The organism is Pseudomonas sp. NFACC46-3 (genome assembly GCF_900114515.1).
Classification (GTDB): domain Bacteria; phylum Pseudomonadota; class Gammaproteobacteria; order Pseudomonadales; family Pseudomonadaceae; genus Aquipseudomonas; species Aquipseudomonas fluorescens_Q.
On sequence record NZ_FOTH01000022.1, the window covers coordinates 38,685 to 52,052 of the forward strand.

The window sequence follows — 13,368 nt, forward strand, 5'->3', positions numbered from 1 at the left end:
TACGGGATAGTGGCCAGGCGTTCGTGCGCCTGTCGATTTGCAGGCAACCGCAGAGTTGCCCCTTCTGCCTTGAGGACTTGAACATGACACGGATCTCGACCCCCATCAGTGATATCCAGGAGCACTACGACGTCATCGTCATCGGTTCCGGCTACGGTGGCGGCATTGCTGCCTCGCGCCTGTCCCGGGCCGGGCGCAAGGTGTGCCTGCTGGAGCGTGGCCGGGAGATCCAGCCCGGCGAATACCCCAACACCCTGCTCGCGGCCACCGAGGAACTGCAGGTCCATGACCCGGACGGGCATATCGGCTCGCGCACCGGGCTGTTCGACCTCCACGTCAACGCCCAGCAGAACGTGGTGGTCGGTTGCGGCCTGGGTGGCACGTCGTTGATCAATGCCAACGTTGCGCTGGAGCCGGAGCCTGGCGTGTTCGACGATCCGCGCTGGCCGCTGGCGGTCCGTGAGCACCGCGACACGCTACTCAAGGACGGCTACGCACGGGCCCGGGAGATGCTCAAACCCAACGCCTATCCGGCGTCGGAGCCAAACCTGCCCAAGCTTGATGCCCACAAGAAGTCCGCCGATTACCTCAAGCAAGGCGCGCATTTCTACAAGCCGCCGATCAATGTGACCTTCGACAAGCTGCCCAACAACCTCAACCACGTCGGTGTCGAACAGCTGCCGTGCAATGGTTGTGGCGATTGCGTTTCGGGCTGTAACAACAAGGCCAAGAACACCACGCTGATGAACTACCTGCCGGATGCCTGGAACCACGGCGCGGAGATTTTCTGCCAGGCCGAGGTGCGGCACCTGGAGCGCGACGGCGATGGCTGGATCGTGCACTTCCAATACCTGGACAGCGGTCGCGAGATGTTCTCGGCGCCGACCCTGTTCGTGCGTGCCGACATCGTGGTGGTGTCCGCCGGCACCCTGGGGTCCACCGAGATCATGTTGCGTTCCCGGGACAAAGGCCTGGCGATGTCCGACCAACTGGGCGAGCACATGAGCGGCAACGGCGACATCCTCGGCTTCGGCCACAATTGTGACCAGGTCATCAACGGTATCGGTTTCGGGGCCCATTCGGCCAAGGAACTGGAGCCGGTGGGGCCGTGCATCACCTCGGTCATCGACATGCGCACCGAGGGTGACTGGCGCAGCCGCATGGTCATCGAGGAAGGTTCGATTCCCGGCGCCCTCGGTCGGGCCATGGTGCCGAGCATGGCGGCGTTTGCCGAAATGATCGGCGTGCCCACCGACACCGGCTTCGGCGCCAGCCTCAAGTACAAGGGGCGCGAAGCCGAGAGCTTTTTGCGCGGTCCCTACTACGGTGCGCTGCATAACATGCAGACCTACTTGATCATGAGCCATGACAACGCCAAGGGCCGCATGGTGCTCGACAGCAAGGACCAGTTACGCATCGACTGGCCCGGCGTCGGCGAACAGGAGAACGTCACCCTCGGCAACGAGCGGCTGCACCAGAGCACCAAGGCCCTGGGCGGGATCTGGGTCGAGAACCCGATCTGGACCAAGCTGCTCAAGCACAGCATCGTCTCGGTCCATCCTCTGGGCGGTTGCGTGATGGGCGAGGATGCGACCCAAGGCGTGGTCAACCACAAGGGCCAGGTGTTCAGTGGCGCCAGTGGCACCGATGTCTACCCGGGCCTGTACGTGACTGACGGTGCGGTGATCCCCACGTCCCTGGCGGTCAACCCGCTGCTGACCATCTCGGCCGTGAGCGAGCGCAACATGGGGCTGCTGGCGGCCGACCGTGGCTGGATCATCGACTACACGCTGCCCTCGGCCCCGCGCAAGCCGGTGGCCGCGCCGACCCTCGGCGTGCAATTCACCGAAACCATGAAGGGCTACTTTTCCACAGCCTTCATCCAGCCCCAGGGCACCGATCTGAGCCTGTACGAAGCAGCGGCCAAGCGGGGCAGGGCCGACAACTCGTCCCTCGAATTCACCCTGACCATCACCGCCGCCGACCTCAACCGCCTGATCAAGGAGCCGGAACACGCCGCGACCCTGGTGGGCACTCTCGATGCGCCGCTGCTCTCACCGCAACCGCTGGTCGCCAGCAATGGGGTGTTCAACCTGTTCGAGCAGTACCAGGAACAGGTTGGCGTACGGCACATGAACTACGACATGAAGCTGACCGCCGAGGACGGCAACGACTACTACTTCAGCGCCTTCAAGACCGTGCCGGAGGACAACGGCGTGCTGAACATCTGGCACGACACCAGCACCTTGTACGTCACGCTCTATCGCGGACCGGACAAGACCGGTGCGGTGATCGGCTCCGGGGTGATGCACATTCTGCCGGCCGACTTCGCCAAGCAAATGACCACCATGAAAGTGCTCAACGCCCGCAATGAACGTGAGCGCGTGGAGGCATTGGCGCGATTCGGCAAGTTCTTTGCCGGCATCTTGTGGGAGAGCTACGGCGGTGTCTTCGCCGGCGACGTCTACTTCAACCCGGACGCGCCGCCCCGGTTGAAACGGCCGTTGGATGCGCCGCCACCGATGGTGCATTTCTTCCAGACCGAAGACAACGTCGAGCTGCGCCTGACCCGTTACCAAGCCGGCACCAAAGGCCCGGTGATGTTGGTTCATGGCCTGGGCGTGGGCTCGAATATTTTCTCCACTGACACCATTCACACCAACCTGCTGGAATACCTCTGCAAGCACGAATACGACGTCTGGCTGTTGGATTTGCGGGTGAGCATCCTGCTGCCGGCCAGCAAGCACGAATGGAACGGCGACCAGGTGGCCCAGTACGATTTCAAGGCCGCCATCGAGCAGATCCAGCAAGCGACCCTGGCCCGTGACGTGCAGTGCGTGGTGCATTGCTACGGCGCGACGACGTTCTTCATGTCGATGCTGGCGGGTTTGCAGGGCGTGCGTTCGGTGGTCTGTTCGCAGATCGCCGCCGACACGGTGGTGGCCACCGCCACCGGTCTGAAAGCCGGTTTGCATTTGCCGGGGATGCTCGATGCCATCGGCATCAAGTCCCTCACGGCCTACGCCGACACCAAGGAAAGCTGGTTCAACAAACTCTACGACAAGGCCCTTAACGGCTATGCCCGGATCGAGGCCCAGGGCTATTGCACCAACCCCGTCTGCCATCGCATCACGTTCATGTATGCGTCGCTGTACCGCCACGACACCCTCAACGAAACCCTGCACGACAACCTGCATGAGTTGTTCGGCGAGTCGAACATCCAGACCTTCGAGCACCTGGCGTTGATCGTGCGCAAGGGGCACCTGGTGGACTTCAAGGGCAACGACGTCTACATGCCGCATTTCGAACGGTTGAAATTGCCGATCTGCTTCATCAGCGGCGCCGACAACCAGTGCTACCTGCCGCAGAGCACCCTCAAGACCTATGAGCGATTGTGCGAGATGCACGGCCCGCAATTGTTCAGCCGCCACGAAGTGCCGGGCTACGGCCACATCGACTGTATGTTCGGCAAGGATGCGGTGGTGGATGTGTATCCGATCATTCTTGAGCACTTGGAGAAGACCGCCCTCGGCTAGGAGAACAACTAACCCGTGGCGAGGGAGCTTGCTCCCGCTCGGCTGCGAAGCAGTCGTCGCTTCTGAAATCTGGGGGCCGCTGCGCGACCCAGCGGGAGCAAGCTCCCTCGCCACAAAAGCTTTGCTCTGGGCCAAGAATAAGGAAAAAGGATGCCATGAACGCTTACATCCGCTGGTTCCAACGCGTCATCTGGGTGGGCATTGTGATGAACATGGTCTTCGCGATCCCGGCGCTGTTCGCGCCGGCGTTGCTGACGTCCATGCTCGGCTTGCCGCCCGTGTTGTCCGATCCTTGGCTGGAAAACACCGGCATGTTGCTGGTGGGGATCAGCTTGTTCTACATGCCCTCGGGGTTCAACGCGCCGCGTTTCGTCGTGCATTCGTGGTTGTGCGTGCTGTCGCGGTTGGTGGCGGTGGTGTTCTGGATCTACCTGATCAACACCAACAACCAGGGCCAGTTGTTCGTGCCGATGTTGATGGGCGACCTGGGCATGTTCCTGATCCTGGGCGTGCTGCTGTACTTGGGCAGCCCGCAGGTCAATCGACCACTGGCCTTGCTCTGTGCTGGTTGGCGAGAGTGGCGCGCCGGTTGGACGCGGCGCTGGCAGAGCCACGCTTTCAAGGTTGGCACGTTGGTGGTGGTACTGCTGCTGGGCTTCATCGGCTACCAGACCTGGTACCAGATGATCCGCGAAGTGCCGCAGCCAGACTTCGCCTCCGATGAAGACCATTACAAATACGCCGCCATCGGCCTGGGCATCGAGGCGCGGATTCCCTACTACCTGTTCGCCGTGCTGCCGCAGATGTGCCCGGAGAAACTGCCCAAGCCGGGCGGTTACGAGGTGTTCGGCTTCCTCTACGAAAATGGCAACGACCTGCCCATCGGCATGGCCAAGCGGCAGCTCGGCTACCCCACGGTGGAACCGAACTGCGCCCTGTGTCACACCGGTTCCTACCGGGCCAACGCCAGCGACGTCGCCGTTCCGGTCGCCAGCGCACCGGCCAACACCCTGCAACTGCAAGCCTTCCAGTGGTTTGCCTACGATTGCGCCAGCGATCCGAAATTCACCCCGGATGCGGTCATGGCGGCGATCAACGGCAAGTTCCAACTGGGCTTTTTCGAGAAGCTGTACAACCGTTACCTGATCATCCCGATGGCCAAGAGTGCGCTGCTCAAGCAGAAGCAGGCCTACGCCTGGCAGAAGCTGCGTCCGGCCCAGGGGCCAGGGCGGACCGACACCTTCAACCCGACCAAAATGGTGGTGTTCGGCTTCCCGGATGACTCCACCATCGGCACCGTGGACCTGCCGCAGGTCTGGAACCAGAAACCCCGCGAATCCCTGTATCTGCACTGGGATGGTAATAACAACAACATCCATGAGCGCAATTACGCCGCGGCCATGGCCGTGGGCGCGACACCGCAATCGGTGCTGCCGCCGAGTTTCAACCGGGTGACCAATTGGTTGCTGGGGCACAAGGCGCCCACCTGGCCGTTCGCCCTGGATCAGGCGAAAGTCGCCCAGGGCAAACCGATCTGGGAGAAAAACTGCGCCGGTTGCCACGACTTCGGCCGCACCGACACGGGCCAGGTTACTACCAACATCGACCAGTTGGGCACTGATCCCCACCGACTCAATTCTTTCACCGAAGGGTTGGTGACGGCGTTCCACGGCTTCAAGAAACCGCCGTTCGACTTCAACGCCTACCGCAAGACCCAGAGCTACAGCAACACCCCCACCGACGGCATCTGGCTGCGCGCGCCGTACCTGCACAATGGTTCGGTGCCGACCCTGTGGGATTTGCTGCAACCGCCGCAGCAGCGTCCGCAGGTGTTCTACACCGGCTCCGACATCTACGACCAGGAGAAGGTCGGTTTCATCACCAGCGGCGCGCAGATGAAGGCGTCGGCGGATTTCAAATACGACACCCGTCTGGAAGGCAACCACAACGGCGGCCATCTGTATGGCACGCAGCTGTCGGACGTCGATAAACGGGCCCTGATCGAATTCATGAAGACCCTGTAGCCCAGGGCATTGCGAAGGAGCGTTCACATGTCATTACTGCACCATTGGGAGCATGAGTTCGACAAGGTCAAGGTCCGCCTGCACGGGTTGGTCACGCGGTTGGAAATGTCTTGGAAAAAACTCGTCAATGACCTGGAACCCGAGGAGTTCCAGGCCATCGTCAAGCTGCTGCAGCGAGGCCACGACCAGGCCCGGCATGTCATCGAGCATGGCGACCTGCCGGACGACGAACCGGCCGTGCCATGGGAGTTGTCCCACGGCTTGTCGATCCTCAAGATCGGCAACGTCACGCCCTTGCCGCAAAGCGAGGACGAGCTACCGACCCGGGTACTCAAGGACGGCACCTTGCTCGGTTGCCGCAAATGGGAACTGCTGGACCTGTTGTGGAGCGAGGCGCTGCTCAAGTGGATCGAGAACCTGCGGCATCATGCGCCGTTCGCCACCAACCCGGCGTTGGTGAAAATGGACAGCGACGTGGTGCTGGCTATCGCTGGCGACTGGGGCACCGGGCCGTTCGACAGTCATGCCCCGGCGGTGGCGGTGGCCAACCAGATGCAACTGGCCCTGGCCGATTTCACCGTTCACCTGGGTGACGTGTATTACGCCGGCACCCATTCCCAGGAAGACGTCGACATGGTCGGCTGGCCCCAGGGCAAGCATGGCGCGTTCACCCTCAATTCCAACCATGAGATGTACAGCGGTGCCCACGGCTATTTCAAGGAATTGTCCAAGCGTTTCCCGGTGCAGCAAGGCACCAGTTACTTTGCCTTGTACAACGATGACTGGCTGGTGGTTGGCCTCGACAGCGCCTACGCCTCGGACGCCATGAACCTGTACATGGACGGTACCCTCAACACCCAGCAGATCGAATGGATGAAGACCCTGCCCAAGCGCAAGAAACTCATGGTGCTCAGTCATCACCAGGGTTTTGATATTTCCGGGCACCACAAGACGGCGCTTTACCAACCGGTATGCGATGCCTTGGGGCGCGAGCCGGATTATTGGTATTGGGGGCATTTGCACAACGGTATCTGCTACGCGCCCCAAGGCGGATTGCATGCGCGCTGCGTCGGGCACGGAGCGATCCCCTATGGCACCACCAGCGAATTGAACGGGCATGCCGGGGTGTTGTGGTCGGAGACTCAATTGGCGGGTGACGAGGCGTATCCGCAGCGGGTGTTGAACGGGTATGTGAAGGTGCGGCTGAAGGGGGAGGAGATTGTCGAGACGTTTTATGGGGAGGATGGCAGTGTGCGGTGGTCTTCTCACTGACGATCGTTCCCACGCTCTGCGTGGGAATGCCTCAACGGACGCTCCGCGTTCGGCTTTCGGGACGCAGAGCGTCCCGGGCTGCATTCCCACGCGGAGCGTGGGAATGATCTCCAACCGAAGCGCCTGGTTTTAGCCCTGGACCGGAACGCCCTTGAGGTATGGCGCTGGCTCGGCCCCGAGGTTGTTGAGCATGCGCTCGCTGTACCAGTCCACGAAGTTCACCACGCCGAACTCATAAGTCTTGGAGTACGGGCCTGGCTGGTAGGCGGTGGAGTTGATGCCGCGCTGGTTTTCTTCGGCCAGGCGACGGTCCTGGTCGTTGGTGGCGTCCCAGACCTGGCGCATGCGCGCCACGTCGTAGTCCACGCCTTCGACCGCGTCCTTGTGCACCAGCCACTTGGTGGTGACCATGGTTTCCTGGGCGCTGATCGGCCACACGGTGAACACGATGATGTGGTCGCCCATGCAGTGGTTCCACGAATGCGGCAGGTGCAGGATGCGCATCGAGCCCAGGTCCGGGTTCTTGATGCGGCCCATCAGCTTGGCGCAGCCTTGCTTGCCGTCCATGGTCATCGACACGGTGCCCTTGAGCAGCGGCATGCGCACGATGCGATTGCGCAGGCCGAAACTGGCGTGGGCGTAAGGGATCTTCTCGGCTTCCCACGCGGCGGCGGAGGCGGCCACGTGGTCCTTGAACGCCTGGTCGGCGCGCGGGTCGGTGACGTCGTCCCATTCCAGCAGGGTCTTGAGCAGTTCCGGGTGCGCGCCGCCGCAGTGGTAGCACTCGCGGTTGTTTTCCAGTACCAGCTTCCAGTTGGCTTTTTCCATCAAGGTGGTTTGCACCGCCACCTTGGTGTTTTCCATGTCGTAGGGTTCCATGTAATGGGCCAGGGTCGCCAGGAAGTCATCGATGGCCGGCGGGTTCTCCGCCAGGCTGATGAAGATGTAGCCACCGGCGGTCTTCACGTTCACGGGTTTCAAGCCGTACTGCTTCATGTCGAAGTCGGCGCCCATTTCGGTGCCGGCGAACAGCAGGCGACCGTCCAGTTCGTAGGTCCACTGGTGATAATGGCAAACCAGTTTGGCGACCTTGCCCTTGTCACTGGTGCACAACCGCGAGCCACGGTGACGGCAGACGTTATGGAAGGCGTGCACCACGCCGTCGGCGCCGCGAATCACGATGATCGGGTTCTTGCCGACTTGCAGGGTCAGGTAGTTACCCTTGGTCGGGATTTCGCAGGTCATGCCGGCGATCAACCATTCCTTCTGGAAAATTTCCTGCATGTCGATATCGAACAGGCGCTCATCGCTGTAGAACGGCTGAGGCAGCGAGAACGTGCGCTCGCGTTCCTGTAGCATCTGTGCGGTGGCCTTGCGTGCGGGTTCCAGCGGATCGCCCAGGCTCAGGGTAGTGGTGACGTCCATCGTTTTATCCTCATGGCCCTCTACGTGACCATCAAAAAGTGGCTGATCGGTTGTGCTACGCAAGGCAGAAAATTGTGTTTGTCTGTTGGAGCGAGTGTGGGGCCGCGCAGGGGCCGAACCTTATCCATGGGCGACATGGCCCAATCTGTTCCCGACGCGCAAGCCCCGGTAGTTAAGGGCTGGTCGCGATAAGTATGTGAATGTCGCAGATAGGTAAATGGCCGTTCAGGCGCCTGCGCACAATCGCCAACATGAAGGCCGGCAGTCGGCCGTGGAGATCAGCATGTCCAATAACTTCCTGAACCCGGTCACGACCCAGACCTGGGCCAATGGCCGACATATCGTACGTTGCGTCAAAGTCATCCAGGAAACCTGGGATGTGCGCACGTTCTGCTTCATGGCCGACCAGCCAATCATGTTCTTTTTCAAGCCGGGGCAGTTTGTCACCCTGGAGCTGGAAATCGAAGGCCAGCCGATCATGCGCTCCTACACCATCTCCAGTTCGCCGTCGGTGCCCTACAGTTTTTCGGTGACCATCAAGCGCGTGCCGGGGGGCAAGGTTTCCAACTGGCTGCACGACACCCTGCATGAAGGCCAGGAGCTGGCGGTGCACGGGCCGGTGGGGTTGTTCAACGCCATCGATTTCCCGAGCCCGAAAGTCCTGTACCTGAGCGGTGGCGTGGGCATCACACCGTGCATGTCCATGGCGCGCTGGTTCTACGACACCAACGCCAATGTCGACATGACCTTTATCCACAGCGCCCGCTCGCCCAAGGACATCATCTATCACCGCGAGCTGGAACACATGGCGTCGCGGATCGACAACTTCAGCCTGCACCTGATCTGCGAAAAACATGGCCTGGGCGAGCCCTGGGCCGGGTATCGCGGTTATCTGAACCACAAGATGCTGGAGTTGATGGTGCCCGACTTCCTCGAGCGCGAGGTGTTCTGCTGCGGCCCGACCCCGTACATGACCGCGGTCAAGCGCCTGCTGGAAGCGGCTGGCTACGACATGAAGCGTTATCACGAGGAATCCTTCGGCGCTACACCACCGGAAGCCCGCGCCGACGCCGTGGAGCAGGCCGAACAGGCTGCCGACGCGCCGGAAGTCGATGCGGCGGACCTGCACCTGGTGGAGTTCACCTCCTCTGGCAAGAGCATTCGCGTGGGACCGGGCGAAACCGTGCACGCTGCGGCTGCCAAGCTCGGCATGATGATCCCCAAGGCCTGCGGCATGGGCATCTGCGGCACCTGCAAGGTGCTGAAGCTGGGCGGGGAAGTGGAAATGGACCACAACGGCGGGATCACCGAGGACGACGAGGCCGAGGGTTACATCCTGTCGTGCTGCAGCGTGCCGAAGGGGGATGTGCGGATCGAGTTCTGATCCGTTCTCTCTGGCGGGTGATGAGCTCTTGTGGCGAGGGGATTTATCCCCGCTGGGCTGCGAAGCAGCCCCAAAACAGCCAGCTCGGTCAGCCTGATACAGCGCGGTTGTGGGTTTTCAGGGCTGCTTCGCAGCCCAACGGGGATAAATCCCCTCGCCACAGGTTAATCATGTCCCCGGCCCAACAGTGGTCGAGCCCGGTCTTGAATGAGTCTTTACTTAGCCGGCCATCACTTCCCGAATATCCGCCGCCAATTCCCTTACCCGCGCCTCTTCGGTATCCCACGAGCACATGAACCGCGCGCCGCCCTTGCCGATGAAGGTGTAGAAGCGCCAGCCGCGAGCGGTCAGCGCGGCGATGGCCGGTTCCGAGAGTTGCAGGAACACGCCATTGGCCTGGACCGGAAACATCAGTTCCACGCCTGGAATGTCGCTGACCAGCTCTGCCAGCAATTGGGCGCAGTGGTTGGCGTGGCGGGCGTGCTTGAGCCAGGCCTGGTTTTGCAGCAAACCGACCCAGGGCGCGGAGAGGAAACGCATCTTCGATGCCAGTTGCCCGGCCTGTTTGCAGCGGTAGTCGAAGTCCACGGCCAGGTCGTGATTGAAGAACAGGATCGCTTCACCCACCGCCATGCCGTTTTTCGTACCGCCAAAGCACAACACGTCCACACCGGCCTTCCAGGTCAGGTCGGCCGGGGAGCAGCCGAGGAAGGCGCAGGCGTTGGAAAAGCGCGCGCCGTCCATGTGCAGGTTCAGCCCCAGTTCCTTGCAGGTGATGCTGATGGCGCGGATTTCTTCCGGGGTGTAGACACTGCCGACTTCCGTGGCCTGGGTCAGGGTCACGACCCGGGGCTTGGGGTAGTGGATGTCCTGGCGCTTGAGGGCGATCTCGCGGATCGACTCGGGGGTCAGCTTGCCGTTTTCAGTGCGCGCGACCAACAGTTTGGAACCGTTGGAGAAGAACTCTGGCGCGCCACATTCGTCGGTTTCGACGTGGGCGGTTTCCGAGCAGATCACGCTGTGGTAACTCTGGCACAGCGACGACAGCGCCAGGGAGTTGGCCGCCGTGCCATTGAACGCGAAGAACACTTCGCAGTCGGTTTCGAACAAGGCCCGGAAATCATCCGCCGCGCGATGGGTCCACTCGTCGTCACCGTAGGCGCGCTGGTGGCCCTGGTTGGCTTCTTCCATGGCGGCCCAGGCTTCGGGGCAAATGCCGGAATAGTTGTCGCTGGCAAACTGTTGACTCTTGTCGGTCATGGCCTTGCTCCTTGAATAGAGAGTCCTGGGTAAAGAGATCCCTGGCGGAATGCCTGGATGGGGCGTTCCATGGTTCGGCGTGTTTGGGTCCACAGCGCCGTGGTCGATACTGGTGCGCACTTTACCCAAGATTAGCGGGGGAACACACCGGATGTTGCTGTCAGAAAGTCACAAGGTCTTCGGGCCGCTATACACATGAGCCGGCGTGACGGCGCCCTGGACCTGCTCAAGTGGCTGGCTCTTTTGTCGATGGTCCTCGATCATCTGCGATATGTCGGTTTTTCCGTCGATTGGTTGTATGTGCCAGGACGGTTGGCGTTCCCGTGGTTCTGCTTGGCGATGGCGGCGAACCTGGGGCGCGGTGGAACCCACGTCGCTCCATGGCGTTACCTGGGCTGGTTGCTGCTATTCAGTGCCGTCAGTGAAATCCCTTACCGCTTGTTCATTCCCGACCCCACCACCCTGAATGTGATGCCAACCCTGGTGTTGGGGTTGTTGGTGGCGCGCTGCTGGCAGACGCCCACCCTGGAGGCGCGGTGCCTGGCCGCGATGGCGTTGCTATTGGCGGCGCTGTTTTCGTCGCGGCTGATGTTCGGGTTCTTCGGTGTGCTGCTGCCGCTGGCCGCGCTACTGGTGTTGCGCCGACCCTGGTATTTCGCGGCTTTGCCAGGGGTAGTCTGCGTGGCGGCCAATCAATGGCGAGTGTTGTATGGCGCGGCGTGGCTGGGGGATGCGGTGGCGCTCTGGGGGTTGTTGGCTTGCCTGATCGCGCCAGGGCTTGGGTGGGTGGTTTTGCGACAGGCCGGTCGTTTTCATCCTCCAGCGATGCGGCGTTGGGCGTATGGCCTTTATCCGGCGCATTTTCTGGTGTTGCTCGTGGTTCGCCAGATCGCCGCATAACCCCTTGTGGCGAGGGAGCTTGCTCCCGCTGGGCTGCGAAGCAGCCCCAAGGCCTGAGAATACGATTTGTCAGGTCCACCGCGTTTGCCGGTTTTGCGACTGCTTCGCAGTCGAGCGGGAGCAAGCTCCCTCGCTACAGGGTCGGTGTTCCATTCCATTTGAGTGCATGTCGTAAACGCACCTTTGCGTGGCGTCCATAGGCATTTGACATGCCTGCGCCAGCCATACCATCGCATCCAAAGGGCACGACCGAACGGTCCGTGCCTCACCGAGACGAAAGGCGCACCGCCGCCGCTGGGAGAGACGCGATGTTCAGCAAGCAAGACCAAATCCAAGGCTACGATGATGCACTGCTGGCGGCGATGAACGCCGAAGAGCAACGCCAGGAAGATCACATCGAACTGATCGCGTCAGAAAACTACACCAGCAAGCGCGTGATGGAGGCCCAGGGCAGCGGCCTGACCAACAAGTACGCCGAAGGCTATCCAGGCAAGCGCTACTACGGTGGCTGCGAGCACGTCGACAAAGTGGAAGCCTTGGCCATCGAGCGCGCCAAGCAACTGTTCGGTGCCGATTACGCCAACGTCCAGCCGCACTCCGGTTCTTCGGCCAACAGCGCCGTATACCTGGCCCTGCTGCAGGCCGGCGACACCATCCTGGGCATGAGCCTGGCCCACGGCGGTCACCTGACCCACGGTGCCAAGGTGTCGTCCTCGGGCAAGCTCTACAACGCGGTGCAATACGGCATCGACACCACCACCGGCCTGATCGACTACGACGAAGTCGAGCGCCTGGCGGTCGAGCACAAGCCGAAAATGATCGTGGCCGGTTTCTCCGCTTACTCCAAGACCCTGGACTTCCCACGTTTCCGCCAGATCGCCGATAAGGTCGGTGCTCTGTTGTTCGTCGACATGGCCCACGTGGCCGGTCTGGTTGCCGCCGGTCTGTACCCTAATCCACTGCCTTACGCCGACGTGGTCACCACCACCACCCACAAGACCCTGCGCGGTCCACGTGGCGGCCTGATCCTGGCCAAGGCCAACGAAGAGATCGAGAAAAAGCTCAACGCCGCGGTATTCCCCGGCGCCCAGGGCGGCCCGTTGATGCACGTGATCGCCGGCAAGGCGGTGTGCTTCAAGGAAGCGGCGGAGCCTGGCTTCAAGGCTTATCAGCAGCAAGTGATCGATAACGCCCAGGCCATGGCTGGCGTCTTCATCAAGCGCGGCTACGATGTAGTGTCCGGTGGTACCGATAACCACCTGTTCCTGGTCAGCCTGATCCGTCAGGGCCTGACCGGCAAGGACGCCGATGCTGCCCTGGGCCGCGCCCACATCACCGTCAACAAGAACGCCGTGCCGAACGACCCGCAATCGCCGTTCGTGACCTCGGGCCTGCGCATCGGCACCCCGGCGGTGACCACGCGTGGTTTCAAGGTGACCCAGTGCGTCACGCTGGCCGGCTGGATCTGCGACATTCTCGACAACCTCGGCGACGCCGATGTCGAGGCCAATGTCGCGCAGCAAGTAGCGGCCCTGTGCGCGGACTTCCCGGTTTATCGCTGAGTCGG

At 61.7% G+C, this 13,368-nt stretch carries 8 protein-coding genes; 6 read left to right on the top strand and 2 right to left on the bottom strand.

What is annotated here, in order from left to right; translation table 11 throughout:
• Window positions 1-83: 83 nt before the first annotated feature.
• From BM300_RS20485 to BM300_RS20495, 3 genes are all read left to right on the top strand, one after another.
• Window positions 84-3,536: a GMC oxidoreductase gene (locus BM300_RS20485; RefSeq protein ID WP_092463821.1), complete on the top strand. Its 3,453-nt coding sequence runs from the start codon at window positions 84-86 to the stop codon at window positions 3,534-3,536.
• Between the two features lie 155 nt (window positions 3,537-3,691).
• Window positions 3,692-5,560 (top strand): c-type cytochrome, encoded by a 1,869-nt coding sequence (locus tag BM300_RS20490; RefSeq protein ID WP_092463825.1) that lies wholly within the window; start codon window positions 3,692-3,694, stop codon window positions 5,558-5,560.
• A 27-nt stretch (window positions 5,561-5,587) separates the two neighbouring features.
• On the top strand, window positions 5,588-6,832 hold the full coding sequence (locus tag BM300_RS20495; protein ID WP_092221475.1) for a metallophosphoesterase: 1,245 nt from the start codon (window positions 5,588-5,590) through the stop codon (window positions 6,830-6,832).
• Window positions 6,833-6,961: 129 nt separating this feature from the next.
• Here the strand turns inward: BM300_RS20495 and gbcA are convergent, their stop codons facing one another.
• Entirely contained in the window at window positions 6,962-8,257 is a 1,296-nt protein-coding gene (gene gbcA / locus BM300_RS20500) for a glycine-betaine demethylase subunit GbcA (protein WP_092146311.1), read from the bottom strand.
• A gap of 283 nt (window positions 8,258-8,540) precedes the next feature.
• Between gbcA and gbcB the strand changes: the two genes are divergently transcribed.
• Window positions 8,541-9,641 carry a glycine-betaine demethylase subunit GbcB gene (gbcB, locus tag BM300_RS20510; protein WP_060743118.1) on the top strand — a complete coding sequence of 367 codons (1,101 nt, stop codon included), beginning with the start codon at window positions 8,541-8,543 and terminating at the stop codon, window positions 9,639-9,641.
• A 219-nt stretch (window positions 9,642-9,860) separates the two neighbouring features.
• Here the strand turns inward: gbcB and BM300_RS20515 are convergent, their stop codons facing one another.
• Entirely contained in the window at window positions 9,861-10,901 is a 1,041-nt protein-coding gene (locus BM300_RS20515; protein ID WP_092221480.1) for a threonine aldolase family protein, read from the bottom strand.
• A 195-nt stretch (window positions 10,902-11,096) separates the two neighbouring features.
• Here BM300_RS20515 and BM300_RS20520 point away from each other — a divergent pair, with 195 nt between their 5' ends.
• Together BM300_RS20520 and glyA are read left to right on the top strand one after the other, a co-directional pair.
• Window positions 11,097-11,801, top strand: a complete 705-nt coding sequence (locus BM300_RS20520; RefSeq protein ID WP_092146313.1) for a TraX family protein — start codon at window positions 11,097-11,099, stop codon at window positions 11,799-11,801.
• A gap of 308 nt (window positions 11,802-12,109) precedes the next feature.
• Complete coding sequence (gene glyA, locus BM300_RS20525; RefSeq protein WP_003206308.1) at window positions 12,110-13,363, top strand: serine hydroxymethyltransferase; 1,254 nt, start codon at window positions 12,110-12,112, stop codon at window positions 13,361-13,363.
• Window positions 13,364-13,368: the final 5 nt, after the last annotated feature.